This window comes from Microlunatus sp. YIM B11417 (assembly GCF_059617205.1).
In genome coordinates, this window is the sequence record NZ_JCAMPJ010000002.1 from 300,271 (window position 1) to 326,399 (window position 26,129).

A 26,129-nucleotide genomic window follows, 5' to 3' on the forward strand; every position below is an offset into this window, starting at 1 on the left:
TGGTCAGCGCCAGTCGGCTCTGATCCGTACCCGGTCGCCGGGGAGCTGCACCGCCGTCGCGGGGTCGTGGCCGAGGGTGAGTTCTTCGACCACGTCCTCGGCGTCCCAGGCCCAGGCACAGCGCAGGGCCTCGGCGGCCGTGTCGAAGGGGGTACGGCGCTGCGACTGGCGGACGACGAACCGGCGGGACAGGACGACGTCGCCCTCCCGGAGCGCCGCCGTCTCCGAGCCGGCCCAGGTCGTCGTCTCCAGTCGGCGGCCGTCGGGGTTCTGCAGTTGGTAGGTCAGGGCGATCGTGCCGCCGCCCAGGGGGTCGGTCTGCTGCCGTCGATCGGCTTCGGCGTAGCTGGCGCAGCGCACCCGGACGGACCGCTCCGGCTGGTACCACCAGTCGAGCCGGATCACCTCGGCACCCGGCTCGGTCCACCCGCGCTCGTTGATCAACTGGCGCCGGTGCCGGATCGCCAGGTCCACCGTGCCCCGGTCCGGGTCGTGCTCGGTGATCATGATCCCGGGCGAGACGAGCATCCGGTGCTCGCCCGGCGCGATCCGGGTCAGCCAACCGCTCTCGGCCAGTTGGTCGGCCTCCGCCGGTGACAGCCCGCCGGCGAGGAACACGGCCGTACCCTCGCCGTAACCGGCCAGCCGGTCGATCAAGACCCTGAGCCCGCCCGGGCGCTCGTCCGCCGGCAGCCGGTCCAGCTCCGCGGCGCAGCACACGATGGTCACCTGGTCCGCCGGCCGCCACAACCGCAGGGTCCAGGCCGTCAGTCGGCCGTCCCGCGCCGGCACGCTGAAGATTCCGTGCAGATCGAGGACGTCGGGAGCGAAGCCGATCACCGTCGGCTGCTCGTCGCCGAGCCCGGTGGAGAACCACCGGTAGTCGCGGTCGGCCGGCGGCGGTGCGCCACGCAGGACCAGGACGTCGGCGGACGGCAGAGCCGCGACCTGACCGGCCGGGCCGAGGTTCGCGAAGCGCATGCCCGGCAGCCTAGAACCGGGGGAGCCGCGACAACGTCGACGGACGGCGCCGGATAATGTTTCGGCGTGCGCTTTCCGCACTCCGAAGGTTTCCGATCTCATGGTGGAGGCAGTGACATGGGCCCGCTACGCAGTCAGGAGTGGTACGCCGGCCAGGAGCGGGACGGCTACATCCACCGTGCATGGATGCGCCGAGGGCTTCCGCTGGACGCGTTCGACGGCGAGAAGCCGCACATCGCGATCGCCAACACGGCGTCCGACCTGACCCCGTGCAACCTGCACCTCAACGAGGTGGCCAGCAGCGTCCGGGACGGCATCCTGGAGGCGGGCGGCGTGCCGCTCAACCTGCCCGTGGTGTCGCTCGGTGAGACGCTGGTCCGGCCGACCGCGATGCTCTGGCGCAACATGGCCGCGATGGCGATGGAGGAGATGTTCCGCGCCAATCCGATCGACGGCCTGGTGCTGCTCGGTGGCTGCGACAAGACGATCCCGTCGCTGCTGATGGCGGCGGCATCGGTCGACCTGCCGGCGGTCGTGGTGCCCGGCGGGCCCGCGCTGACCGGCACGTTCAAGGGCCGGCCGCTCGGCTGCGGTACGGATGTCTGGCGGCTCAGCGAGGACGTTCGCGCCGGCGTGATGTCCGCGCAGGAGTTCACCGACTCCGAGTCCGCCATGCTCAGGAGCAAGGGCCACTGCAACACGATGGGGACCGCCTCGACGATGGCGGTGGTGGCCGAGTCCCTCGGCATGACCATCCCCGGTGTCGCCGGCACCCCGGCGCCGGACGCGCGCCTGCTGGCGACCTCGCACGCGACCGGCAAGTTGATCATCGAGATGGTGCGGGAGGACCGCCGGCCGAGCCAGATCCTGACCAAGGCGGCCTTCCACAACGCGATCGTCGCGGTGGCCGGCGTCGGCGGCTCGACCAACGCCGTCGTCCACCTGCTCGCCCTGGCCGGTCGGCTCGGCGTCGACCTCACCCTGGCCGACTTCGACGAGATCGGCCAGCGGATCCCGCTGCTGGCCAACCTGCAGCCCTCCGGCACCCACCTGATGGACGACCTGTTCCGGGCCGGCGGCGTGCTCGCCGTCCTGGCCCAGCTCAAGGACCAACTGCGGCCGGAGGCGATCACCGTCACCGGAAAGCCATTGGTCGACTACCTCGGTGACCGGCCGATCTACGACGACGACGTGATCAAGCCGGTCACCGAGCCGGTCCTGGAGGACGCCGGAATCGCCGTCCTGCGGGGGAATCTGGCCCCGAAGGGCGCGATCATCAAGCCGTCCGCCGCCTCGCCGGAGCTGCTCACCCACCGCGGTCCGGCCGTGGTCTTCCACAGCATCGAGGACCTGCACGCGCGGCTGGACGACGAGGACCTCGACATCACGCCGGATTCGATCATGGTGCTGCAGGGTTGCGGCCCGCGCGGCTACCCGGGGATGCCGGAGGTCGGCAACATGCCGCTGCCGCAGAAGGTGCTCCGCCAAGGGGTACGGGACATGGTGCGGATCAGCGACGCCCGGATGAGCGGCACCGCGTACGGCACCGTCGTGCTGCACGTCGCCCCGGAGGCGGCGGCCGGCGGTCCGCTCGGCCTGGTCCGCGACGGCGACATGATCACGCTCGACGTACCGAACCGGACGCTCGTGCTCGAGGTCTCCGACGAGGAGCTCGCCGCCCGCGCCGCGGAGCCGGGCGCATCGTCCACGGCGGCGCCCACTCGGGGCTGGGAGAAGCTCTACGTCGACCACGTGATGGGGGCCGACACCGGCGCCGACCTGGACTTCCTGGTCGGGTCCAGCGGCGCCCCGGTCGGCCGCGAATCCCACTGACACCGGTCGCGGTCAGGTCCCGCCGAGGATGATCGCGCTGGTGTAGTAGTGGCCGGGACCGGTCGGCTTCGGGATCACGACTTCGGTGCGCAGCGTCACGGCGGGCAGGTCGAAGGCGCGGAGGGTCGTGGTCTCCTGATCGTCCGGCGAACTGAGGGCGTAGAGGGTCTGGTCCTTGATCGCGATCGCATCGAGACCGCCGCCGACCTCGAAGCGCTCGATCTTTCCCGTCCTGGGATGGAAGCGGGTGACCCAGCGGTACTCCGCCATCTCACGGAACCCCGGGTGCATGTAGGTGTGGCCGATGTAGAGGTGCTCGCCGGACTCGACCATCAGGTACGGCGCCGGCGAGCCAAGATCGACTCGGGACCGTCGCCCGGTCGCCAGGTCGATCGCCACCAGGTGGGTCCCCTCCCGGCCGTTGACGGTCGTCTCCGGGTAGTAGAGCCGGCCGTCGACGATCGCGGCCGCGTACGGGGAGCCGTGTTCGGGATACACGGTACGGGTCTGCTCGGCCAGCGTCTCGGCGTCGAGGGTCAGCATCATCGTCCGGTCGTCCTCGAGGCTGGCGCCGAGCACGTAGAGCAGGTCGCCGTGCACCAGCAGCTTCGTCGGGATCACGCCTTCCAGAGCGATCTTGGCCATCTCGGCACGGTTCGCGTCGCGGCGCCGGATCACCCCTTCCCAGTTGAGCGTGTTGGTCGTGTAGACGTCCTGGCCGCGGGACTCGATGCTCCAGACGCCGGTCTCCTCGACGCCGTGGGCGGTGACCGAACAGCGGGCCGTGTCGATGCTGATCAGATGCCGTGGCCCGAAGTAGGGCGAGCCGTTGGAGGCCATGATCACCTCCTGGCCGGACCGCTCCACGGCGGCGGTCGAGGCCGTCCCGAAGCCGAGGTACGGAAGGTTCTGCCGCTCGATCCGACCGTCCCCGGTGACGTAGGCGAGCTGGCTGTACCAGCCGCCCTCGGTGGACCAGAGCACCGCAGACTGCCAGCCCGCCGGGCAGGGTCCGCCCGCCGGGAGCCCAGGGACCACTCCGCACCCGGCCGCCGTCAGCACGGCCACGAGCAGACCTGCCCAGCCGGCCCGACCCCGGTTGCTGCGCCGCATCGCGTCCTCCGTCCCTGCCGTTCCGCCGGAACGCCCGCACTTCTGGTCCGTGATCCCAGTGTGGGTCACGGGCGGAGGTTCCGCTCTCATTCGTCCTCGCGCGAATCATTCGCCGGGGGCTGTTGACCGGCGCCGCGGCGGATGCGAGGCTTGGAATTAACAAACCGGGTTTCGCAATTCGTCACGGGAGCGCGCGTGTCAACGGAGGACCCCGCCGGCGCGGCCGTCCGGCAGGCCAATGCGGCGGCCTGCCTGACCGTGCTGCGGGACCAGGCTCGGCCGTTGACGATCGCCGAGCTCGCCGTGGCGACCGGGCTGTCCCGGCCCACCGTCAACGCCGTGATCACCGACCTGCTCCGCTCCGGGCCGGTCCGGTCCGCCGGTCCGCGGCAGGCCCCGGGCGCCGGTCGGCCGGCGCGGGCGTACGTCTTCGCTGCGGACGCCGGCCGGGTGGCCGGGATCGACGTCGGCGACCGCCGGGTCCGGGCCTGGGTCGCCGACCTGGCCGGCCGGCTGGCCGGCCTCGCCGAGACCAGGGTGCCGAGCGGGACCACGGGTACCGGCCGGATCGCCGCGGTCCGGCAGACCGTCCGGGACGCGCTCGCCGACTCCGGGGCCGAGCCGGACGCCCTGCGCGCGGTCGGCATCGGGGTGCCGGGCATCCTCGACGCCGCCGGCCGGGTGGCACGCAGCCTCGCGGTGCCGGACTGGGTCGGTCTCGACCTCGCGCCCCGGCTGGAGCGGTCGCTCGGCTGCCCGGTGCAGGTGGAGAACGACATCAAACTAGCCGCGCTGGCCGAGCAACGGCTGCGTTCTGACGGCGACGACCTGGTCTTCCTCCAGTTGGGCCACCGGATCTCGGCGGCGTTGATCATGAACGGGGCGATCCTGCAGGGCCGGCACCGGCTGGCCGGGGAGCTCGGCAGCCTGCGCGGGATGCGCTGGACCGAGTCGTCGGTCCGCGGCCGGTTGCGCTGGCGTACGGCACGGACGGGGCGGAAGGTGTTCGACCTGGCCCGCGCCGGTGATCACCGGGCGGCCGCCGAGGTCGAGGCCTTCTGTGCCGAGATCGCCCCCAAGATCGCCACCCTGGCCCTGACCGTCGACCCGTCGGTGATCATCATCGGCGGCGGGCTCTCCCAGGCCGGCGAGACGCTGATCGAGCCGCTGACCGCGGCGGTCCACCACGACCTGATGACCGACGACAAGCCGGAGGTCGCAGCCGCGCACCTGTCCACCGAGGGAACCCTGTGCGGTGCGCTCGGTTCCGCCTTCGAATCCCATTCGGCCGAGATCCTCGGCGTGCCGGGCGTACCGGCACGCTGGAGTTCCTGGGCCGACACCCCGACCACCCACCGAGAGAACACGAGGATGATCAGATGAAGTTCGGCTTCAGCTCCTACAGCTTCAACCAGAAACTCAGCAGCGGCGAGATGACCCTGTTCGACGTGATCGACTGGGTCGCCGAGAGCGAGGGCGAGCACCTCGAACTGGCCGCGATCTACCCGAACGCGGACGGCCCGGTGCCCAACGCGGACAGCGATCCCGGCTTCATCGACAAGATCGCCGAGCACGCCGGCACCCGCGGCGTGACCCTGTCCAACCTGGCCATCGGGGCCAGCTTCCTCGGCGACGAGGCGGAGAACGCGGCCGAGGTGGAGCGCGTCAAGGCCCACGTCGACCTGGCCGAGCGGCTCGGCATCAAGCTGATGCGGCACGACGTCGTCCGGCACGCCGGCATCGAGGGCGACGACACGCCGGCCTTCGAGGAGGCGCTGCCCAAGATCGTCAAGGCCAGCAAGGAGATCGCGCAGTACGCGGCCACCAAGGGGATCACCACCAGCCTGGAGAACCACGGCTTCTTCGTCCAGGCCAGCGACCGGGTGCGTCGCATCGTGCATGCGGTGGCCGAGCCCAACTTCAAGACCACGCTGGACGTCGGCAACTTCATCTGCGTCGACGAGGACTCGACGGTCGCGGTGCCGGCCAACCTGCCGTACGCAATGATCGTTCACTTCAAGGACTTCTACATCCGGCCGGCCGACCGGAACCCCGGCGAGGGCTGGTTCCGCAGCCGGGGCGGGAAGTACCTGCGCGGCGCCATCGTCGGCAACGGCGACCTGGACATCTGGAGCATCGCGAAGTCGATCAAGGAATCCGGCTACGACGGCTACGCCTCGATCGAGTTCGAGGGCCACGAGGACTGCCTGATCGGCTGTGCTCGCGGCGTCGCCAACGCCAAGCGCATCTACGAAGAAGCCTGAGCCTCCCACCATTCTCGAAGGAGAAACCCTTATGCAGCAGGTCAAGATCGGCGTCGTCGGCACCGGCGGCATCGCCGGCTGTCACCTCAAGGCCTATCAGGGCAACCCGCGGGCCGAGTTGCTCGCGGTCTGCGACATCAACGCCGACCGGGCCACCGCGGTGGCCAAGCAGTGGGGCGCCGCCCGCTCCTACAGCGATCCCGCCGAACTGTTCGCCGACCCGGACGTCGATGCGGTGAGCATCTGCACCTGGAACAACACTCATGCCGAACTCGCCGCCGCGGCGATCGAGGCCGGCAAGCACGTCCTGGTCGAGAAGCCGATGAGCCGCACCTACGCCGAGGCGCAGAAGCTCGAGGACGTGGTGAACGCCCATGATCGAATTCTGCAGATCGGCTTCGTCCGGCGGCACTCGGCCAACTGCCGGGTGCTCAAGTCGTTCATCGACGCGGGCGAGCTCGGCGATCTCTACTACGGCAAGGCGAGCTGCATCCGTCGGGTCGGCAACCCGGGCGGCTGGTTCGCCAACAAGGCGATCTCCGGCGGCGGCCCGTTGATCGACATCGGCGTCCACGTGATCGACCTCGCCTGGTACCTGATGGGTAACCCGCGGGTCACCTCGGTCAGCGCGAACACGTACGAGAAGCTCGGCAACCGGTCCAACATCACCACCATGCCGCGCTACAAGGTCGCCGACTACGACCCGACGCTGAACGACGTCGAGGACATGGCCAACGCCTTGATCAGGTTCGAGAACGGCGCCTCGCTGATGATGGACGCGTCCTTCTCGCTGCACGCGACCGAGGACTCGCTCACCGTCTCGGTGTACGGGGACAAGGGCGGCGCCGACCTGGAGCCGAAGCTGCAGATCGCCACCGAGAAGCACGAGACCGTGCTCAACGTGACCCCGCGGATCGGCTTCGACACGTTCAACCTGGACGACGGCTTCAGCCACGAGATCGAGAACTTCGTCGCCGCCTGCCTGGGCGAGGCGGAAAGCATCGCCCCGGTCTGGCAGGGCGCCGAGATGATGAAGATCCTGGACGCGGTCTACACCTCTGCCGCGGAAGGCAAGGAGATCCAGGTCTGACATGCCTGATCGTTCCCTGAGCTTGTCGAAGGGCAGGTCCGATGAACCGGGCCAAGGCCCTTCGACGGGCTCAGGGCGTGTGCGGACGGGCTCAGGGCACGGCGGGTCGTGGGCCCGGGCGTTGATCATCAGTGGGGCGCTGGCGATCCTGCTCGCGCTGACCTGGCTGGTCTCCGACCTTGCGGTACGGCGAGCGGATCCGGCCGTGGTCGCGGCCGGGCGGTCGGCGTTCAGCGCGCTCGGCCTGTGCCTGTTGGCCTTCCGGGGCAAGGGTGCGCTGCGCCGCTCGATCGACCAGATCCGGCGTAGGCCGCTGTCGCTCGGGTTGTCCGGGCTGCTCGGCGTCTCGATCTACGCGCTCGGCTCGCTGACGGCGATCTCGCTGGTCGGCGTGACCGTACCCAATCTGCTGCTGGCGACGACGCCGTGCCTGTCGCTGCTGATCGGCGTGCTGTTCTTCCGCAAGCGGACCAGTTGGCCGGCGGTGGCCGGCGTCGTGGCGGGCTCGGCCGGCGCGGTGCTCTTCGTCACCACGAGCTTCGCGCTCCGGCCCGATCTGCCGAGCTCGACCCTGGTGTCCGGGGTGATCGCCTCGGTGATCGCGGTGATCGCCATCGCCGCGTACGGGCAGCACTATGCGCGGCTGTCCAAGGGTCACGACCCGCTGGACCTGCTGCCCGGGATCTTCGGCATCGGCACGCTGGTCGTGATCATCTTCCTGGTGATCACCGGCCAGCTCGGCGGCGTGGCCCGGCTGACCTGGCTGGACTGGGGCCTGCTGGCCCTGCTCGGGGTCGGGATCTACGTCCCGGTCTACGTTCTGCAGCACCAGCTGATCCATCTCAGGGGAGCGGTCTTCAAGGCCTCGATCTCGCTCGTGGTCCCGTTCCTGGTCCGGTTCGCCGAGACCTTCCTCGGCGCCCCGCCGCCGACCCTGTTCGAGCTGGCGACCATGATCGTCTGCGTCGCCGGCGTCGCCCTGGTGATCCGACACCCGGAACGCGACCGCGACGACGGGTGACACACTGGCTCCCATGGCAGGCAAGGAACATCACTACCGGGTGACGACCACCTGGACCGGCAACACCGGGACCGGTACCTCGGGCTACCGGGACTACTCCCGTGATCACGAGGTGACGATCGAGCCGAAGCCGGCGCCGCTGCTGGGCTCGGCCGACCCGACGTTCCGCGGCGACCCGCAGCGGTACAACCCGGAGGAGCTGCTGCTCACCGCGCTGAGCCAGTGCCACATGCTGTCGTACCTGCATCTGTGCGCGGTGAACAAGATCGTCGTCACCGGCTACGTCGATCGCGCCGAGGGCACCATGGCGACCGACCAGACCGGTGGCCACTTCACCGAGGCGGTGCTGAATCCGGAGATCACGATCACGCCGGAGTCCGACGCCGAGTTGGCCGCGCAGCTGCACGAGCCGGCCAGCGCGGCCTGCTTCATCGCGGCCTCGGTGAACTTCCCGGTGCACCACCGGCCCACGATCACGACGGGCTGACCGGGTGTCGCGCCTCTCGGGGTGACCGGCCGGTGTTGCGTTTGAAGGCCCGGCTGAAGGCCTCCTCGGACTCGTAGCCGACCCGTCGGGCGACCGCGGCGACGCTGAGCGTCGTCGACCCGAGCAGATCCCCGGCGACGTGCATCCGCCAGCCGGCCAGGTAGCGGATCGGCGGCAGCCCGAGCGTGTCCCGGAACCGCTCGTCGAGCAGCGATACCGAGACATGCGCCAGGGCAGCCAGGGACTCGACCCGCCAGTGCACCTCCGGCGCCCCGTGGATCGCGGCCAGGGCCGGTGCCAGCACCGGATCGCCGAGGGCGGCGAACCAGCCGCCCTCGATGTTCGGAGCACTGGCCAGGTGCAGCCGCAGCACCTCCCGCACCACCAGTTCCGGGAGCTGGGTCGGTCCGCGCAGACCGCCACGCTCGGCGGGAGCGGTCTGGGCCAGTGCGTAGTCGATGCTGGCGCGAACCCAGTCCCGGGCGGGCCCGGAACCGAGGCGCACCACGAACAGCGGCGGCAGTGCGCGCAGCCGGGGGTCGAACAACGGGTGGTCGCTGGACAGGTAGCCGCAGACCACGTCGGTCTGCGGTCCGCCGGTCCCGAGCGTGATCACCGGCATCCTCAACCAGGGCAGGGGATCGAGCAGTTCCTCCATCGCCACGATCGCGCTGTCGGCCGCACCGCCCATTGTGTGGACGTCGCCGTACGGTGCCACGATGACGTCGCCGGCCCGCGCCCAGTGCCGTTCCCCGTCCGGCAGTGCGGTCCAGCAGCGGCCCGAGGCGACGAGATGGAACAACGCGACTCGGGGCGACCCGGGGCTCAACAGTGCCGCGGTCGCCTCCGGCGTCGGTGACCGGTAGGCCCAGGCCTCGCTGTACTCACCGCGCAGGAAGACCGCCCCCTGGAGTCGCATCCGGTTGAGCATCTCGACAAGCGTGGTGTTCCGGTCAGGCTCGGCGGGGACGCGGTCATGGTCGGCCGGTACCGCTCGCACAAGACTCAGTCTGACAGCGATTCACCACCACCGAAGGAGCATTCATGCTTTTCATGGACGTCCACGAGAACCTGCCGGGAGTCAAGGCGGCCGATGTCGCCGAGGCGCACCAGAAGGACCTGGCCATCCAGGACCAGTACGGGGTCGACTACCGGCAGTACTGGGTCGACGAGGCGGGCGGCAAGGTGTTCTGCCTGGTCGAGGCACCGTCCGCCGAGGCCGCCGCAGCCGTGCACAAGGAGGCTCACGGGCTGCTTCCCGATCATGCCTACCCCGTGGTCGAAGGGGTCTGATCCGAGGTCGAACAGGGTGGCCGCCCGGAGCGTACGTTTCCCCGGGCGGCCACCCTGTCGGCTGTTGACCCAGGATCAGGACAGCAGTCGGACGCTGAACAGCGTGGCCGCGCGGAGCCGGCGCACGTTGTCCGGGTCGCCGCCGTTCTGACTCTCCCAGTACGTCGACGCGACATAGCGGGCCAGCGAGAGGCGGCTCGCCTGATCATGATCGACCTGGGCAGCTCGGCAGGCCTCCGCGGTCAGCGCGGCCAGCGTCGCGGCGTCGCCGATCTCGGGCAGCCGGCTCCGGACGATCGTGTGCACCTCGTGGGCGACCGGTCCGGCGACCAGCAGCGGGTCGATCGCGACCCAGCGTCGGTCGGCGGCTGAGCGGATGTTGTCCAGGCTGAGATCACCATGGGTCAGCCGGTCCGAACGCCCGGCACCGAGCTCGGCCACGGCGACCAGAGCCAGCGCGAACACGTCGTCCGGGAAGGCGAGCCGGGACCGGTCCGCGGCCTCGTGCTGCTCGATCAACTGGTGCCGCCAGGCCAGGGCGCCCGCGGCCAGGCTGGTGCTGCCGGCGGGGGCCGGGGTGCGGCCGAGCCGGGCGGCCAGCTGTCCCGCGATCCGTACCGCGACCCGCGGATCCGGCTCGCCGGCCAGTGCGGGACCGGGCAGCCACTCCAGCAGCAGGGCGTTGGCGGCGGGTTCGGTCTCGAACAGCCGGACCGTCCCCTCGCCGTCGAACGCCTGCAGCGCCGTGGCCTCCGTACCGGCGTCGATCATCGGGCCGATGATCTTGAGCGCGGCCGGGCCGGCCGGTGTCATGACCGGTACGACGACCGAGGTGGCCCCGGTGGCCACCGGTCCGCTGATGGTCAGCCGCCAGCGCCGGCACAGATCGGCACAGCGCCCGGGCAGGTCGGCCAGCCAGGCGGCGCCGGCGTCCGGGCTCCGGCGCAGCACCTCGTGCCGGAACCGGTCCGGCAGCTGAAGTTCGGATGCGCCCACACCGCGAGTCAACCACCGGCCCGGGAACGCGTCCTGGGTCTTGCCGTCGCTCGGCGAGCAACTTAGCCTATATAGGAAGATTGTTTCGAAATATCGAAGCTTACCGGGAAGGTCACAACGATGCGACGACTCCTGCTCGGGGCCGCACTGGCCCTGCTCATGATGATCACTCCCGGAGTCGCCGCGGCGAACCCCGCGCCGGCCGGAGTGATCCCGAAGAGTACGTTCCTGTCCGCGATGTCGGGTGGCAACACGGTCGACTCGCCATTGCGGGAAGAGAAGCCGCGGTCCGACGGCTATCGGCACATCGACACGCCGGCCATGATCAAGCGTCTGCAGGCCCTCAATGTGAATACGTTTACATACGGCATCTGGGACCAGCACACCGACTGGGCGGACCTGGTCGAGGAGTTCGCGCCGGCGGCCCAGCGGGCCGGGATCAAGATCATGGTCTACATCGTGCCGCCCAGCGAGTGTTTCCTGAACGACGTCACCCACCTGGACGGCCGCTGCTCGCGCCCGTTCAACAAGGACTACCGGGCCTGGGGCAAGGCGATCGCCGAGCTCTCGGTGAAGTACGACAACGTCGTGTCCTGGGGCATCGACGACTTCCTCGTCGGCGACAACAGCCAGCTGTTCACCAAGGAGTATCTGGACAGCATCCGGGCGATCATGGACGGGATCAACCCGGACCTGAAGTGGTACGTCACCATGTACCACTGGGACATCACGCCGGCGCACATGGCGACGATCAAGGACGCGCTGGACGGCGTGATCTACGCCTACAACGGCTACCTCAACAACACCGTGGACCCGACCTGGCTCGAGCCGCGGGTGGACTCGGCACTGCAGGTGACGGGCGACGCGAACCTCGAGCTGGTCCTGTTGATCTACAACGGCCGGTTCCTGGACGGGATCATCTACCCGGACGACCGCTACGCGAAGGCGATGCTGGAGCGGGCCGAGCCCTACCTCCGGGACGGCCGGCTGACCGGCGTGATCGCGTACGGAACCCCGTTGCTGCTGGAACAGCAGGCACCCAGTTGGGACTCCTGGGCGCACGGCGGGATGGGCCGGCTCAGCCTCAGCGTCAGCAACTTCACCGCCACGAAGGACGGCTCCTGGGCGGCGGCCGAGCAGCGGATCAGCCTGCCGGGCGATGATCAACAACGCAGGCTCACCTTCTACCACCATGATCAGGACGAGGCCGGCCTCCCCGGTTACCAGTACAAGCAGTTGCTGGTCGACGACGAGGTGGTCTGGCAGGCCGACATCACGGCCGACCCGCGGATGGAGTGGCTGAAGACCACGGTCGACCTGACCGAGGCGCTGCGCGGCAAGACCAGTGCCACGCTGTCGTTCCGACTGTTCCACGCCAAGGGCGTCGGCTGGTGGCCGGCCGATGTCGGCATCGACGATGTCAGCGCGGAAGGCTTCACGATCAAGGGCGGCGACTTCGAGTCCGAGGCCGGCTGGACGCTGGATCGCAACGAGCCGACCATGCAGCCGTACATCGAGCTGTACACACCGGACCGGTGGACCACGACGTTCAATGCGATCAGCGAGGGCTTTGCCCGCTATCAGGGCAAGGAGTTCCGTCCGGTCTCGTACAACTCCTGGCCCAATCTCCGGATCGGCCGGGACAACCGGGCCATGTACGGCAACGGCCGGCTGCAGTTCAGCACCCCGAAGAACACGCCGATCCCGGCGAACACCTGCGCCACCGCAACTCAGACCGCGACCGTGCTGCCCGGCCTCGGCCGGTACGAGATCTCGTTCTGGCACACCGACTGGTACCAGGCCAACTTCGGCAACCTGTTCAAGCAGTTGCGGATCGACGGCAAGACCATCTGGGACCGGGATGCGGGCGACTACTGGCCCTGGTTCTACATCAACGGTTCCGATCATCAGGGCGTGATCGACCTGACCGATCTGGTCAAGGGCAAGTCCAAGGTCGAGATCGAGTTCGCCGTCTGCAGCAAGGCCGCGATCGCGAAGTACCAGACCGAGATCGGGTTCGATCACATCGAGACGATCGGGCTGGACCTGGCCAACGGTGAGCTGGAGAACACGTCGGGCTGGCACCTCGCCTCCACCGCGCCGATCAAGGCGGAGTTCGACCTGCACGGTCCGTGCCAGGTGGACGACGACGCCCGGGTGATCACCGGCAAGCACAGCGGCTCGCTGGTGATCAAGGACCGGGTCTGTCTGGACCGGGCCGAGATCGCCGGCTCGGTGGTGATCAAGAGCGGCGGCTCGCTGGAGTCGACCGACTCGGTGATCACCGGCAGCCTGGCGGCGGCCGGCGCCGAGTCCGTCCGGCTGGCCGGCACCAAGATCGGCGGCGCGGTGTCGATCACCGGCACCACCGGTGAGCTGAGCCTCGAGCACAGCCGGTTCGGCGGTGCCGTCTCGCTGACCGGCAACCACACCGACGCCTGGCGCACCGTGTTCCGGAGCAGCGACGTCCTCGGCGCCCTGGCCTGCCGGGACAACCAACCCCGGCCGACCGACCTCGGCTTCCCGAACCGGGTCCGCGGAGCGGTCAGCGGGGCTTGTTGATCACCCGGTAGTGCAGGTGGGTGGCGTTGGGCGAGTCGATCACCTCGGTCCGCTCCAACGCCACCGGCCCGCCGAGGTGATCGAACAACCGGGTGCCGGAACCGAGCAGCACCGGCACCAGGTGCAGCTGGATCTCGTCCATCAGCCCGGCGGCGAGGCACTGCTGGGTGGCGCTGGCCCCGTGCACGCCGATCACCTGGTCACCGGCGACCTGCTGCGCCTGCTCGACGGCGCTCCGCACGCCGTCGGTGACGAACGTGAACACCTCGCGAGCCCGTACCGTCTCCTGTTCCGGGGCCCGGTGGGTCAGCACGAAGCACGGCACCGGACCGGCCGGCCCGCCGTCGCCCCAGCCGCCGTCGCCCTCGGCCAGGTCGTAGGACCGGCGGCCCATCAGGATCGCGCCCGCACCCTGTTGCATTCCCTCCAACAACTCGGTGTCGACCGGCGCCGGCGCCCACAGCCACCGGTGCAGCACGTCGCCGCCGTCGCCGAGCTGCTGGGCGCGGGTGACGTTCGGGCCGGTGACGAAGCCGTCCAGCGAGATCGAGATCCCGGCGATGACCTTGCCCATGATGTTCCTCCTTGATCGGGTACGGCGACCTCCGCCGTCACCCCCTCGTCGGAGCCGAACCGTCCGTCACGACAGTTCCCGGACAGAGATCCCGGGCGGCGCCGAGCGGGACGCGGCGGCCTCGATCTCGCGGACCACCAGGTCGTCCGGATAGCGGGCGATCGCCGTCGCCAGCCGGCACGCCCCGTCGGCGAATCCGGGCTCGTCGAGCACCCGCCGCAGCGCGTCCCCGATCCGGTCGGCCGGGGCCTCGGGGTCGAGCACGAGCCCGGCCCCGTGCCGGGCGACCCGTTCGGCGACGGCCGGCTGGTCCCGGCCCATGGGCAGACAGAGCAGGGGAACCCCCGCGGCCAGCGCCCCGATCACGGTGCCGTGACCGGCGTGGGTGATCACCGCGTCCGCCCGGGCCATGATCGGGCCGTGCGGGACGGTGCCGTACACCTGGATCCGTTCGGTGCCGGGGAAGTCGGCCGGATCGACGGCAGGCCCGACGGTCACGACCGCCCGGACGTCGGTTCGGCGGAGGGCCGCCAGGATCCTGTGCAACAGATCGGTCTGGCCCTGCTCGGAGGTGCTCAGCTCAACCAGGACCAGCGGCCCCGGACCCTCCGGAATGAGCGGGTCGATGGTCGCCTCAACGGCCTGGTCAAGCTGGGGGCCGACGTAGCCGAGGTCGTCGGGCAGGTCGAACTCCGGCGGCTCCAGTTCCCGCGCGGTCAGCATCAGCACCCGATCCACGTCGTGGAACTGGTCCAGGAACGAGTCGAGCGGCGCCAGGCCGAGTCGCCGGCGGGTCTGGTTCGCCGGGTGCACGAGTTCCGCCGCTGGTCCGGACGCGAACTGGTCGGCGACGTACACGGTGGGCATCAGAGAGATGGACGGCAGGCCAGTCAGCCGGGCGGCGAGCGGGCCGGCGACTACCGCCGAGTCGCTGATCAAGGCGTCCGTGCCGACGCTCGCGAGGTCGGCGAGCCGTCGCGCCCAGCGTTCCGCGGCCAGAAGTTGCTGGGGCATCAGCGGTTGGTCGCCGTAGCGTTCGCCGGGTTCGGGCCAGGGCAGTCCCAGGTACGGGAAGCCGGCGCGCTCGACGTAGTCGCGGACCTCGGGCGGCCCGGCGACCCGGACCGTGTGGCCGCGAGCTCGCAGCTTCTCGGTGACCCGAAGCTCGACGCCAGGCGTGCCGCCGCCCTCGCGGATGACCTGGAGCAGATGCAGTGAACGATCCATGCCGATCAGCGTCCGACTTCAGGTCGACCTCACGTCAAGCGCCGAGCGGAACACGGGACACTCGGTGAGGTCGGCGTGCGTACAGGTCAGGGCGTGGCCGAGCATCTCCACTGCCTGCTGTGCGGCCGCGATCTGCTGCTCCAGCTCGGCTTGCCGGCCGGCCAGCACCGCCCGCCGCCCGGTCAGATCCTTCGAGTCGAGCAGCAGCCGGATCTCCTCCAGACTGAGCCCGGCCCGCTTGCCGAGCCGGATGATCGCGATCCGCTCGCGCTCCCGCTGCCCGTACCGGCGCCGGCCGGCGGAATTCCGCGCCGGGTCGAGCAGCCCGACGTCCTCCCAGTGGCGCAGCACGTGCGTCGCCACCCCGGCCTCGCGGGCCAGCTCGCCGATGGTCAACTCCGCGGCGGACATGCCGTCCATGCTGGCAGAGAAAAAAGTTCGGCCGAACTGTCGGGATCGTGTCGACGGCTCCGTACGAGGGGTGACAGCAACCCCTACCAAGGAGTCATCATGACCACGCAGACCATCTCAGCCACCGTCGTCCGGCCGACCAGGGCCGGCGGCCGAGTCCGTACCGTCGCCTCCTGGGTCCTCCAGGTGGCCCTGGCCAGCCAGTTCGCGATGGCCGGCATCCCCAAGCTGGCCGGCGACCCGATGATGGTCGGCATGTTCGACACCCTCGGGGCCGGCCAGTGGCTCCGGTACGTCGTCGGATCGCTGGAAGTGGCCGGCGCCGTCGGCCTGCTGATCGCGCCGGTGGCCGGCATCGCCGCGATCGGCCTGTTCGCCCTGATGATCGGCGCCGCCGTCTCCAGCGTCGGGCCGCTCGCCACCAGCCCGGCGATTCCGCTGACCGTGGCCGCCGTGGCCGCCGTCGTGGTCGTCCTGCGGCGGCACCGTCTGCTCGACTTCGTGACGGTCATTCGCCGGTACGCTGAGCGCACCGCAACGACGAGGAAGACCCGGTGATCTCCATGAAGTACATGCTGATGACCTTCGGCGACGAGTCCTCCTGGGACTGGGACCAGTGGCCGCGCGAGCGGGTCGAAGATCATTTCCGCAACATGAACGCATTCCTCGAGGAGCTGCAGGCCTCGTCCGAGTTGGTGACCGGGGAGGGCCTCACCCCGCCGTCGCACGCGCTGACCGTGGAGCTCCGCGACGGCCGGCCGGTGGCCTCCGACGGACCGTACGCCGAGACCAAGGAAGTGCTGGCCGGCTTCCTGATCGTCGAGACCGAGTCCCATGATCGTGCGCTGGAGCTGGCCGGCCGGTTCGCCGGCCTGGTCGAGGCCCGGGTCGAGCTGCGGCCGGTCGACGAGTCGGCCGGGCCGGACTACATCTGACCCACCGTGACCCGGACCACCGGCTTCGAGAGCCTGCTGCGTGAGATCGCGCCGCAGGCTCTCGGCGCGCTGACCCGGCGGTACGGCCGGTTCGACCTCTGTGAGGACGCGGTCCAGGAAGCCCTGATGGCGGCCGCCACCCAGTGGCCGGAGTCGGGCGTACCGGACAATCCGGCGGCCTGGCTGACCACCGTGGCGGGCCGCAAGCTGACCGACCTGCTGCGCAGCGAACAGTCCCGGCGGCAGCGCGAGCAGCGGGAGTTCGTCCGCGAGGTGCCGATGCCGTCGCAGACGCCCGACACGCCGCGGCCGGAGGATCGCGACGACACCTTGATCACCGTCTTCCTGTGCTGCCACCCGGACCTGAGGCCGCCGTCCCAGATCGCGCTCACCCTGCGCGCGGTCGGCGGCCTGACCACGGCCGAGATCGCGCGCGGGCTGATGATCCCGGAGACCACCGTCGGACAGCGGATCACCCGGGCCAAGCAGCGGATCCTCGAAGCCGGTGCCCGGTTCCGGATGCCGGAGCCGAAGGAGCGGGACAAGAGGCTGGCCGCCGTGCTGCAGGTGCTCTATCTGATCTTCAACGAGGGCTACACGGCCTCCTCGGGCCCGGACCTGCAGCGGGTCGAACTGGCCGACGAGGCGATCCGGCTGACCCGGCTGCTCTGGTCCCGGCTGCCGGACGAGCCGGAGATCGGCGGCCTGCTCGCCCTGATGTTGATCACCGCGTCGCGCCGGGACACCCGGACCGGGCCGGCCGGCGAGTTGATCCCGCTGGCCGAACAGGACCGCGGCCGCTGGGACCGGACCATGATCACCGAAGGGGTCGGGCTGCTCGAACAGGTGTTGCCGCGGCAACGGCCGGGCAGCTACCAACTGCAGGCGGCGATCGCCGCCTGCCATGCCGAGGCGGAGCGGTACGAGGACACCGACTGGCCCCAGATCGCTGCCCTGTACGGGGTTCTGGACCGGATGTCGGACGACCGGATGATCACGCTGAACCGCGCCGTCGCGGTCGCGATGGCGGACGGCCCGGCCGCCGGTCTGACCTTGATCGACAGCGTCGCCGATCATCCCCAGCTGGCCGGGCATCACCGCCTGTTCGCCGTCCGCGCCCATCTGCTGGAGCAGAACGGCGAGCCGGAGGCCGCGCTGGCCGCCTACCAGGAGGCCGCGCGGCTGACCCTCAGCCAGGTCGAGCGGCACTACCTGCAGTCCCGCGCCGCCCGCCTGGCCGGCACCCCTTCGGCTCCTTGATCAGGAAGCGTTCTGCCCCTCGATCGCGGCGACCCGGCGCTGGATGTTGCGGAGCCGGGTCAGGTCGAACTTCGGCTTGCGGTCGAAGAAGTAGATCCCGTTCTGCTCCTGGAACACGTCGGTCAGCTGGGTGTAGCAGTAGCCGAACATGTTGGGGTCGTCCATCAGCACCTTGAGCAGGCCCTCGAAGCGCTCGTAGAACTCCTCCTCGGTCCGCGGCCGGTCGCCGTACCCCCAGGAATCGCCCTGCTCGACGCCGGACGCGGCCACATCCGGGTTCCACCAGATGCCGCCGAATTCGCTGCAGAAATAGGGCTGTCCGCGGTACGGCAGCGACCAGAGCCGGTCCGGAGCTTGATCATCCGGGTTCGCGTACGGCTTGCCCTCGGCCAGCGGGGCCATGATCGCGGCGAACTTCGCCGGGTCCTGCTCGTAGTTGTGCGAGTCGTAGATGTCGGTCTCGGCGACCCGGTGCGAGTAGCCGGAGGAGTCGATCACCGGCCGCGTGGTGTCCATCGCCTTGGTGGCCAGGAACATCCCGCGGGTGACGTCGTCCAGCACGGTGACCTGATCACTGATCACCTGCCAGGTCTCGTTCAGCGGGCACCAGCCGACGATGCTCGGGTGCGAGTAGTCGCGCTCGACCGCCTCCAGCCACTGGGTGACGTACCCCTGGGAGGGCTGCTGATGATCATAGGGAGCCTGGCCGGTGCCGCAGCCCCAGTCGCCGAACTCGCCCCAGACCAGGTAGCCCAGCCGGTCCGCGTGGTAGAGGAACCGCTCCTCGAACACCTTCTGGTGCAGCCGGGCGCCGTTGAAGCCGGCCTCCTGGCTGAGCCGGATGTCGTCGATCAGCGCCTGGTCCGACGGCGCGGTCATGATCCCGTCCGGGTAGTAGCCCTGGTCCAGCACCAGCCGCTGGAACACCGTGCTGCCGTTGATCCGCACCTGCTTGCCGACGATCGAGACGCTGCGCAGGCCGGCGTAGCTGAGCACCGAGTCGATCAGGTTGCCGTCAAGATCACGAAGTTCGATGGTCACGTCGTAGAGGTACGGGTCGTCCGCCGACCACTTCCGCGCCCGGTCGGCCGGCAGCCGCACCTCGGTCCGCGGAGCAAGATCGAGATCGGCCCGGACCGACCGTACGGCGACCGTGCCGGTGTCGTCGGTGATCGCGATCCTGATCATGGTGTTGTCGCGGTTCTCGGACAGCGGCAGCTCGAACTCGAACGAGGTGCCGGCCACGTTCGGCGTGATCCGGGGCCGGCGCAGGTGGTGCTGCGGCACCGACTCCAGCCAGACGGTCTGCCAGATCCCGGTGGTCCGGGTGTAGAGACAGCCGTACTTCTCGTAGCGGGTGGACTGCTTGCCGCGCGGCTGCGGGCTCTCCCGATCATCACGCGCCCGTACGGTGATCCAGGCGGGCCGGCCCGGCGTCACGGAGTCGGTGATGTCGAGCGTGAAGCCGGTGAAGCCACCCCGGTGCCGGCCGACCTCGACGCCGTCGACCCAGACGGTCGCGTCGTAGTCGACCGCCTGGAAGTGCAGCAGCACCCGGTCGCCGGCCCAGTCGGCGGGCACGGTCACCTCGCGCCGATACCAGACAGCGGTCATGAAGTCGACGTTCCCGATGCCGGACAACTCGGACTCCGGCGCGAACGGCACCGTGATCTCGTCGGGCAGGTCACTGGTCACCAGCCCGCGCTGCAGGCCGGAGTCGCCCGGGTCCTGCGCGAACTGCCATTGGCCGTTGAGGTTGAGCCAGCGCTCCCGACGGAACTGCGGGCGCGGGTATTCGGGTCTCGGGATGTCGGTCACGAGGTTCCTTCGGTACGGATCGGAGGTCACGGTGTCAACGAGCACAGAGCGTCTATCGTGGCAGACTCCGCCGAGCGCCGCGCCCGGAGGTCGCGATCAGTTGGCTGGGCCGACGCCGCGCAGCAGACTGGCGGCATGAACGGCGAACCGGTGCGCCCCGAGCCTTCCCCACTCCCGCGCCCTGAGCCTTCCCAACCCCCGCGCCCTGAGCCTTCCCAACCCTCGCGCCCTGAGCCTGTCGAAGGGCCCGGCCCGCTTCCGCCGACCCTGGCACCGGCCCGCCTGGACGAGCTCCGGCGCGGCATCGCCGGGACCGGCCCGCTCCAACCGACGATCATGCCGTTCACCGGCGAGCCGCTGACCGAGCTGCCGACGTCGACCGCCGATGATCTTGATGCGGCCGTGGACCGGGCCCGGGCGGCGCAGGTGCGCTGGGCCGAGACTCCGGCGCGGGTACGGGCCGCGGTCGGCCTGCACCTGCAGGAGGCGATCCTCGATCGCTCCGACGAACTGCTGGACGTGATCCAGGCCGAGACCGGCAAGGCCCGCGGGCACGCGTTCACGGAGCTGCTCGAGGTGGCGCTGCTGAGCCGGTTCCTGGGCCTGGTCACCCGTTCCACCCTGGCGCCGCGATCACTACCGGGCGCGTTGCCGATCTTCACCCGGGTCCGGCAGCACCGAGCCCCGGTCGGGCTGATCGGCCTGATCAGTCCGTGGAACTACCCGTTCTCGCTCGGCGTCGGCGACGGCCTGGCGGCGCTGCTGGCCGGCAACGCGCTGCTGCACAAGCCGGACAGCCAGACCGTCCTGACCGCACTGCTCGGCCGTGAGTTGATCATGGACGCCGGACTGCCGGCCGACCTGTGGCAGATCGTGGTCGGTCCCGGCGGCGAGGTCGGGCCGGCCGTGATCGACCGGTGCGACCAGGTGATCTTCACCGGCTCGACGGCCACCGGCCGGCGGATCGCCGAGCAGGCCGGGCAGCGGATGATCAAGGCGAGCCTCGAGCTCGGCGGCAAGAACCCGATGATCATCAGGGCCGATGCCGACCTGGATCGGGTGGTGCCGGGCGCGGTCGCGGCCTGCTTCTCGTCGGCCGGTCAGCTGTGCGAGTCGATCGAACGGATCTATGTCCACCGGGCGGTGGCGGCGGAGTTCGCCCGCCGGTTCGCCGCCGTGACCGACCGGCTGGTGGTCGGCGTCGGGTTCGCCGACGACTACGACATCGGCTCGCTCACCTCGGCCGACCAGCTGGCCAAGGTTCACGATCACGTGAGTGACGCGGTCGCGCACGGGGCCCGGGTGCTGGCCGGCGGCCGGCCGGTGCCGGAGGCGGGACCGTACTGCTACCGGCCGACGGTGCTGACCGACGTGCCACCGGCGGCCCGCTGCTACCGGGAGGAGACGTTCGGTCCGGTCGTCGCGATCACGGCGGTCGAGTCCGACGACGAGGCGGTCAGTCTCGCCGCGGATTCCGAGTTCGGCCTGAACGCGTCGATCTGGTCCGCCAATGCCCGCGCCGCCCAGGCCCTGGCCGCCCGGCTGCCGTTCGGCAAGATCAACATCAACGACGGCTTCGCCGCCGCGTACGGGTCGGTGCACGCCTCGATCGGCGGCTGGGGACAGTCCGGCGGCGGCCACCGGCACGGCCGGGAGGCCCTGCGCTCGGTCACCCGGGTGCAGACGGTGGCCCGGCAGGCCGGTGTGCCGACCGGCGAGTTCGGTCCCTTCCGCGGCCGCGCCTACCGCCGTCTGATGACCGAGGTGCTGCGGGCGGTGCGGATCCTGCCCGGCCGCTGACCGCCGCGCCCGGTTCGGCACGGTCGGCTGCCAGAATGCCCGGGTGCCGAATCGCCGAACCGTGCTCGCCGCGATCGCGTCCGTACCGCTCCTCGCCGCCTGCTCACCGGGCCCCGGCTCGCGGGCACCCGAACTCGCGCTGGACCGGGTCTGGGACCGGCCGGTGCCCTGGGATGCCGGGCGCGGGATCGACTACCTGGTCGACCGGCTGAGCCTGGTCGGGGACACCGTCCTGTATGCGGAGGGCGCCGAACCCGAGCCGGAGCGGATCACCGCGCTGGACGCGGCCACCGGCGCGAAGCGATGGTCGCTCGCGGTCGGCCGGCCCATCACCGTGCCGACGGTCGGTCGGGTCCGGCTCAGCGGCTGCGGGCGGGTCGCCTCCGGCTCGTTCGGCGCGACCTTCCAGAATCCGCTGCTCCGGGCGGTCGGTGACACCCTGCCGCTGCCGTACGTCAGCGACGGCGGTGCGAAGCCGGCCAGCGGCGTGATCGGAGTCCGGCTGGCGACCGGCGAGCCGGTGTGGGGCGTCGCCACCTCGGAGCCGTCGACCGAGCGGCCCGTGATCACCGCCGTGACGGACGCGTACGTGATCATCACCGTCACCCCGGAGCTCGGCCCCGACTGGCCGGCCGCGGACGCACCGCTGACCACCGTGGCCATCGATGGGCGGACCGGGCAGCGGCTCTGGTCGGCCCCGGACGCGGTCGGCCTCGGAGCCGAGGGTGAATACGTAGTCGTCGGGCAGCGCGAGCGCGGGTCCGGCGGCCGTGCCGTCTGGACGCCGCGAACCCTGGACGCCGGGACCGGTGAGCAGCGCTGGGCCGGTGATCAGGAACTGCGCTTCCTCGGCGATCACCGAGCCACCGCGGCGGGCTGCGCCGTGTTCAACGGGCCCCAGGTCTTCCGGCTGGCCACCGGCGAGCGGGTCGACTTCGCGGCGAAGGCTCAGCCGCTGCCGATCATGACGGATCCGCCGTTGCTGGCCTGGGACACCGGGGACGACTGGTGGAGTCCCTGGTCGAGCGGCTTCTTCACCCAGGTGCTGCCGGACGGGAAGCCGCAGCACGGCCGCGGCCGGCCGGGCGGGCTCGACTTCGAGGCGAGGTCCGGCGTCGGCCACCACATCTGGGGACAACTCACGACGACCCAGGGCACCTGGGAGAGCGATGCCGATCTGGCCGGGGTCGTGGCGCTCGATCGCTCCGGCACGCCGCGATCGCCCAGCCTGCACGGCGTCTTCGCAGCGGTCAACGACCGCTGGCTGATCACCGTGGACTCGAAGGGCTTCGCGACGTACCGGATCTCGCCCGCCTGAACGGTCAAGCCGCCGGGCTGATGTTGTGGTTGCGGGCGAACAGGTTGGCCGGGTCGTAGTGCTGCTTGATCGCCGCCAGCCGGTCCCGGGTCGCGGCCGGGTAGACCGCGGCAAGATCATCGGCAGACGTACCGGTGAGGAAGTTGGCGTAGGCGCCGCTCAGGTGCGGTGCCAACCGCTCCCACAGCGCAGCGACGCCCGGGCTCGCCGCTTCGATCACCGGGGGCGGGCCGGCGACCACGGTCACGATCATCAGCTCGGCCTGCCGGTGGGCGTAGGCGGTGGCGTCACCGTCGACCCGGGAGACCGCCCCGCCGAGACTGCGGATCGCGATGAACGGCGACCGGCCCGAGGTGCCGACCTCGGCCAGCAGGGTCAACACCTGCGGCACGGAATCCCTGTCGACGAAGGCGTTCCGCGTGATCAACCTCAACCCGGGCGGCAGCACCTGGCCCGGCACCAGTACGTCGCCGTACGGCCGCACTGCGACGTCGTCGTCGATCACCGGCGCGAGCCGGCGGATCGGGTCGAGGATCCGCGCGGCCAGCGCCGGATCGTCGGTGTCCACCGCGACATGGACCTGCACCGGCGCCTCCGGGCCGCCGGCGATCGGGTTGGCCAGGTCGGCGATCGCGGTCAGCTCCTCCGGCGCCTCACGGAGCACGTCGGCCCAGCCCTGCAGCACGGCGGCCGCGTGGTCCTGCGCGAACGTGATCTTGCCGACGTGGACGTCGGTGGTCGGGTGGGCCTCGAACTCGAAGGCGGTCACGATGCCGAAGTTGCCGCCGCCACCCCGGAGTGCCCAGAACAGGTCGTCATGATCATCCGCGCTGGCCCGGACCAGGTCGCCGGTTGCGGTGATCACCTCGGCCGCGACCAGTTGGTCCAGCGCGAGGCCGTACTTCCTCACCTTCCAACCGATCCCGCCGCCCAGCGTCAGTCCGCCGACGCCGACGCTCCGGGTGTCGCCGGACGAGATCGCCAGGCCGTGCGGGGCCAGTGCATCGACGACCTGACCCCAGGTGGCGCCGCCGCCGATCCGGACCAGGTGCCGGTCTCGGTCGCTCACCTCGACGCCGGCGAGCGAGCCGAGGTCGATCACGATGCCGCCGTCGTTGGTCCCGAAACCCGGGAAGCCGTGACCGCCGCCGCGGACGGACAGCGGCAGCCCGCCGGCCGCGGCGAACCGCACGGCGGCCTGGACGTCGGCCACGGTCTCCGGGCGGAGGATGGTGGCCGGACTGCCGAGGGCGAGCGGCGTCCGGCTCGCTGCCGCGTACTGGTCACTGGTGTTGTCGATGATGGCTCCGCCGAAGTCGCGGCCGAGCAGTTCGAGGGTCGTGCTCATGATGATCTTGTCCTTCCACGTCAACTGAACGCTCACAAGACGCCGCCCGCCGGGACACTGTGACCGGCCCATGATGTGACCTACGTCACGGGGACAGTCCTGTCACACCCGCGGGTTCGGCGGAGTCTTATGGGTGACACCGAGCCTGAGGAGCACCATGTCCAGCGACCCGGACGCCGCCACCGAGACGTTCGTCGAGCATCGGAACCTGCTCTTCACCGTGGCCTACGAGCTGCTCGGCTCGGCGGCGGATGCGGAGGACGCCCTGCAGGAGTCCTGGCTGAAGTGGGCGTCCGTCGACCTCGACGAGGTACGGGACCGGCGGGCCTACCTGGTCCGGATCGTCACCCGGCAGGCCCTGGACCGGCTGCGCTCGCTCGGCCGGCGCCGCGAGTCCTACGTCGGGCCATGGCTGCCGGAGCCGCTGTTGACCACGCCCGACGTGGCCGAGGACGTCGAGCTCGCCGAAAGCGTGTCGCTGGCCATGTTGCTGGTGCTGGAGACGCTGTCGCCGACCGAGCGCGCGGTGTTCGTGCTGCGGGAGGTCTTCGGCCTCGGGTACGACGAGCTTGCCGCAGCGGTCGACAAGAGCCCGGCCGCGGTCCGCCAGATCGCCCACCGGGCCCGGGAGCACGTCGCCGCCCGCCGCCCGCGCGGCGAGGTCACCCGCGAGGAGGCCGGCGCCGCCCTGGCCGCGTTCCAACGGGCCGTCGAGACCGGGGACCTGCAGGGACTGGTGGATCGGCTGGCGCCCGACGCCGTCCTGCTCGGCGACGGCGGCGGCGTCGTCCAGGCGACCCTGGAGCCGCTGGTCGGGGCCGACCGGATCCTCGGCCTGCTCTCGCTGCGGATGCCGATCCCCGACCTGGAGTCGATCGAACAGGCCATGATCAACGGCTGGCCGGCGCTGATCATGCGCGTCGCCGGCAAGATCAACACCGTGCTGACCCTGCGGCTCGACGGCGGCATGATCACCGGCATCTACCTGGTCCGGAACCCCGAGAAGCTCTCCCGCCTCTCCGAGCCGACCACGATCACGCGCTGATCGACGTCACGGGATCAGCGCGGTCCGCTCGGGGTGCGCCGCGGCCAGACCCGGGTCGAACGTCGCCAGCAATCCGCCACGGCTTTCGGCCAGAGCGGCGAGGTAGCTGTCGGTGACCTGACGGTGACCTGTGACATGCCCCAGTTCGACTGCCGAGTAGGAAACGGAGTCTTCCCAGAACTCGCAGCGGGCTGAGTCGTGCATCGCGTTGAGCAAGGTCTTCGCGGTGCGGGATGTCTCGCCGGTCCGGACGAGAAATCGGACCAGCGCACCCTCGACGATCGGACACAGGGCGATGCGCTCGACGCCACCAGCCCAGCGGGCGGCCCTGGTGTGATGCTCGTGGTTGGCCACGACCAGTGCGATCAGGACGTTGGCATCCAGGAGAAAGGTCACTCGTCGTCCAGCGCGTCCGCGACGTCTTCGGATGTGATGGCCCGGTCGCCGAGGGTCAGGACCGGAAACCCGCTGACCGGATCGGTCGTCACCTGAAGCGGTTGCCCCAAGGTGGCAAGGCCACGAGTCGTGAGTTCGGCGACGACAGTCGACAGTGATTGATGGCGTTCGCGCGCAAGTTCGCTGGCGCGCCGATGGACAGCAGGCGGCAGGTCGACAGTGGTTCGCATACCTGCATCGTACCTGCATCACTCGTGATGCAGAACCGTGCGAGCCGCCCGCCAGCCGCTAGCAGTAGGTGCGGTTGTCGACATTCCGACGCCGAAGTCGGCGAAGTGCGTGGGGTTGTCGACAAAT

25 protein-coding genes are annotated in these 26,129 nt (G+C 70.4%); 14 read left to right on the plus strand and 11 right to left on the minus strand.

Features of this window, described 5'->3' with window-relative positions:
- Positions 1 to 3: 3 nt before the first annotated feature.
- Entirely contained in the window at positions 4 to 981 is a 978-nt protein-coding gene (locus AC6CCG_RS11590) for a hypothetical protein (RefSeq protein WP_496654695.1), read from the minus strand.
- A 117-nt stretch (positions 982 to 1,098) separates the two neighbouring features.
- On the opposite strand from AC6CCG_RS11590, the gene AC6CCG_RS11595 reads away from it, so the two are divergent.
- Positions 1,099 to 2,814, plus strand: coding sequence for an IlvD/Edd family dehydratase (locus tag AC6CCG_RS11595; protein ID WP_496654696.1), 1,716 nt, complete (start codon positions 1,099 to 1,101; stop codon positions 2,812 to 2,814).
- Between the two features lie 12 nt (positions 2,815 to 2,826).
- Here AC6CCG_RS11595 and AC6CCG_RS11600 read toward each other — a convergent pair whose 3' ends face one another.
- A complete protein-coding gene (locus AC6CCG_RS11600; RefSeq protein WP_496654697.1) occupies positions 2,827 to 3,927 on the minus strand; it encodes a hypothetical protein in 1,101 nt (366 codons plus the stop codon).
- A gap of 195 nt (positions 3,928 to 4,122) precedes the next feature.
- Here AC6CCG_RS11600 and AC6CCG_RS11605 point away from each other — a divergent pair, with 195 nt between their 5' ends.
- The 5 genes from AC6CCG_RS11605 (at position 4,123) to AC6CCG_RS11625 (ending at position 8,789) form a co-directional block, all read left to right on the plus strand.
- Positions 4,123 to 5,310: an ROK family transcriptional regulator gene (locus AC6CCG_RS11605; protein ID WP_496654698.1), complete on the plus strand. Its 1,188-nt coding sequence runs from the start codon at positions 4,123 to 4,125 to the stop codon at positions 5,308 to 5,310.
- Positions 5,307 to 6,191 carry a sugar phosphate isomerase/epimerase family protein gene (locus AC6CCG_RS11610; RefSeq protein WP_496654699.1) on the plus strand — a complete coding sequence of 295 codons (885 nt, stop codon included), beginning with the start codon at positions 5,307 to 5,309 and terminating at the stop codon, positions 6,189 to 6,191. The genes AC6CCG_RS11605 and AC6CCG_RS11610 overlap by 4 nt, the downstream gene beginning before the upstream one ends.
- Positions 6,192 to 6,222: 31 nt before the next feature.
- Positions 6,223 to 7,281, plus strand: coding sequence for a Gfo/Idh/MocA family protein (locus AC6CCG_RS11615; protein WP_496654700.1), 1,059 nt, complete (start codon positions 6,223 to 6,225; stop codon positions 7,279 to 7,281).
- A gap of 79 nt (positions 7,282 to 7,360) precedes the next feature.
- Positions 7,361 to 8,302: a DMT family transporter gene (locus tag AC6CCG_RS11620; protein WP_496654701.1), complete on the plus strand. Its 942-nt coding sequence runs from the start codon at positions 7,361 to 7,363 to the stop codon at positions 8,300 to 8,302.
- A 13-nt stretch (positions 8,303 to 8,315) separates the two neighbouring features.
- Complete coding sequence (locus AC6CCG_RS11625; RefSeq protein WP_496654702.1) at positions 8,316 to 8,789, plus strand: OsmC family protein; 474 nt, start codon at positions 8,316 to 8,318, stop codon at positions 8,787 to 8,789.
- On the opposite strand, the gene AC6CCG_RS11630 is transcribed toward AC6CCG_RS11625, so the two are convergent.
- Positions 8,776 to 9,720: an AraC family transcriptional regulator gene (locus tag AC6CCG_RS11630; RefSeq protein ID WP_496654703.1), complete on the minus strand. Its 945-nt coding sequence runs from the start codon at positions 9,718 to 9,720 to the stop codon at positions 8,776 to 8,778. The two genes, AC6CCG_RS11625 and AC6CCG_RS11630, sit on opposite strands and share 14 nt — an antisense overlap.
- Before the next feature lie 113 nt (positions 9,721 to 9,833).
- On the opposite strand from AC6CCG_RS11630, the gene AC6CCG_RS11635 reads away from it, so the two are divergent.
- The gene (locus tag AC6CCG_RS11635) at positions 9,834 to 10,082 is read left to right on the plus strand and encodes a nickel-binding protein (RefSeq protein ID WP_496654704.1); all 249 of its coding nucleotides are present in this window, start codon (positions 9,834 to 9,836) and stop codon (positions 10,080 to 10,082) included.
- Between the two features lie 75 nt (positions 10,083 to 10,157).
- On the opposite strand, the gene AC6CCG_RS11640 is transcribed toward AC6CCG_RS11635, so the two are convergent.
- A complete protein-coding gene (locus AC6CCG_RS11640) occupies positions 10,158 to 11,078 on the minus strand; it encodes an aminoglycoside phosphotransferase family protein (RefSeq protein WP_496654705.1) in 921 nt (306 codons plus the stop codon).
- 120 nt (positions 11,079 to 11,198) lie between these two features.
- Between AC6CCG_RS11640 and AC6CCG_RS11645 the strand changes: the two genes are divergently transcribed.
- Positions 11,199 to 13,640: a hypothetical protein gene (locus AC6CCG_RS11645; protein WP_496654706.1), complete on the plus strand. Its 2,442-nt coding sequence runs from the start codon at positions 11,199 to 11,201 to the stop codon at positions 13,638 to 13,640.
- Here AC6CCG_RS11645 and AC6CCG_RS11650 read toward each other — a convergent pair.
- The 3 genes from AC6CCG_RS11650 to AC6CCG_RS11660 all read right to left on the minus strand — a co-directional run bounded on the left by AC6CCG_RS11650 (position 13,624) and on the right by AC6CCG_RS11660 (position 15,861).
- Positions 13,624 to 14,214, minus strand: a complete 591-nt coding sequence (locus AC6CCG_RS11650) for a dihydrofolate reductase family protein (protein ID WP_496654707.1) — start codon at positions 14,212 to 14,214, stop codon at positions 13,624 to 13,626. The two genes, AC6CCG_RS11645 and AC6CCG_RS11650, sit on opposite strands and share 17 nt — an antisense overlap.
- A gap of 66 nt (positions 14,215 to 14,280) precedes the next feature.
- Positions 14,281 to 15,441, minus strand: coding sequence for a glycosyltransferase (locus tag AC6CCG_RS11655; protein ID WP_496654708.1), 1,161 nt, complete (start codon positions 15,439 to 15,441; stop codon positions 14,281 to 14,283).
- Between the two features lie 18 nt (positions 15,442 to 15,459).
- Positions 15,460 to 15,861, minus strand: a complete 402-nt coding sequence (locus AC6CCG_RS11660; RefSeq protein WP_496654709.1) for a MerR family transcriptional regulator — start codon at positions 15,859 to 15,861, stop codon at positions 15,460 to 15,462.
- Between the two features lie 90 nt (positions 15,862 to 15,951).
- Here AC6CCG_RS11660 and AC6CCG_RS11665 point away from each other — a divergent pair, with 90 nt between their 5' ends.
- Genes AC6CCG_RS11665 through AC6CCG_RS11675 form a run of 3 tightly spaced genes read left to right on the plus strand, consistent with a single transcriptional unit; the run spans position 15,952 to position 18,047 of the window.
- The gene (locus AC6CCG_RS11665) at positions 15,952 to 16,410 is read left to right on the plus strand and encodes a DoxX family protein (protein ID WP_496654710.1); all 459 of its coding nucleotides are present in this window, start codon (positions 15,952 to 15,954) and stop codon (positions 16,408 to 16,410) included.
- A 5-nt stretch (positions 16,411 to 16,415) separates the two neighbouring features.
- Positions 16,416 to 16,787 (plus strand): YciI family protein, encoded by a 372-nt coding sequence (locus AC6CCG_RS11670; RefSeq protein ID WP_496655392.1) that lies wholly within the window; start codon positions 16,416 to 16,418, stop codon positions 16,785 to 16,787.
- A gap of 6 nt (positions 16,788 to 16,793) precedes the next feature.
- Complete coding sequence (locus AC6CCG_RS11675) at positions 16,794 to 18,047, plus strand: RNA polymerase sigma factor (protein ID WP_496654711.1); 1,254 nt, start codon at positions 16,794 to 16,796, stop codon at positions 18,045 to 18,047.
- Here AC6CCG_RS11675 and AC6CCG_RS11680 read toward each other — a convergent pair whose 3' ends face one another.
- Positions 18,048 to 19,865: a glycoside hydrolase family 2 protein gene (locus AC6CCG_RS11680; protein WP_496654712.1), complete on the minus strand. Its 1,818-nt coding sequence runs from the start codon at positions 19,863 to 19,865 to the stop codon at positions 18,048 to 18,050.
- A gap of 135 nt (positions 19,866 to 20,000) precedes the next feature.
- Here AC6CCG_RS11680 and AC6CCG_RS11685 point away from each other — a divergent pair, with 135 nt between their 5' ends.
- Together AC6CCG_RS11685 and AC6CCG_RS11690 are read left to right on the plus strand one after the other, a co-directional pair.
- Positions 20,001 to 21,665, plus strand: coding sequence for a succinic semialdehyde dehydrogenase (locus tag AC6CCG_RS11685; RefSeq protein WP_496654713.1), 1,665 nt, complete (start codon positions 20,001 to 20,003; stop codon positions 21,663 to 21,665).
- 43 nt (positions 21,666 to 21,708) lie between these two features.
- The gene (locus tag AC6CCG_RS11690) at positions 21,709 to 22,983 is read left to right on the plus strand and encodes a PQQ-binding-like beta-propeller repeat protein (protein WP_496654714.1); all 1,275 of its coding nucleotides are present in this window, start codon (positions 21,709 to 21,711) and stop codon (positions 22,981 to 22,983) included.
- Between the two features lie 4 nt (positions 22,984 to 22,987).
- Here the strand turns inward: AC6CCG_RS11690 and AC6CCG_RS11695 are convergent, their stop codons facing one another.
- A complete protein-coding gene (locus AC6CCG_RS11695) occupies positions 22,988 to 24,331 on the minus strand; it encodes an FAD-binding oxidoreductase (protein WP_496654715.1) in 1,344 nt (447 codons plus the stop codon).
- A gap of 157 nt (positions 24,332 to 24,488) precedes the next feature.
- On the opposite strand from AC6CCG_RS11695, the gene AC6CCG_RS11700 reads away from it, so the two are divergent.
- Positions 24,489 to 25,376, plus strand: coding sequence for an RNA polymerase sigma-70 factor (locus AC6CCG_RS11700; protein WP_496654716.1), 888 nt, complete (start codon positions 24,489 to 24,491; stop codon positions 25,374 to 25,376).
- A gap of 6 nt (positions 25,377 to 25,382) precedes the next feature.
- Here AC6CCG_RS11700 and AC6CCG_RS11705 read toward each other — a convergent pair whose 3' ends face one another.
- Entirely contained in the window at positions 25,383 to 25,772 is a 390-nt protein-coding gene (locus AC6CCG_RS11705) for a TA system VapC family ribonuclease toxin (RefSeq protein WP_496654717.1), read from the minus strand.
- Complete coding sequence (locus AC6CCG_RS11710) at positions 25,769 to 26,002, minus strand: hypothetical protein (RefSeq protein WP_496654718.1); 234 nt, start codon at positions 26,000 to 26,002, stop codon at positions 25,769 to 25,771. Before AC6CCG_RS11710 ends, AC6CCG_RS11705 begins: the two co-directional genes overlap by 4 nt.
- Between the last annotated feature and the right edge of the window lie 127 nt (positions 26,003 to 26,129).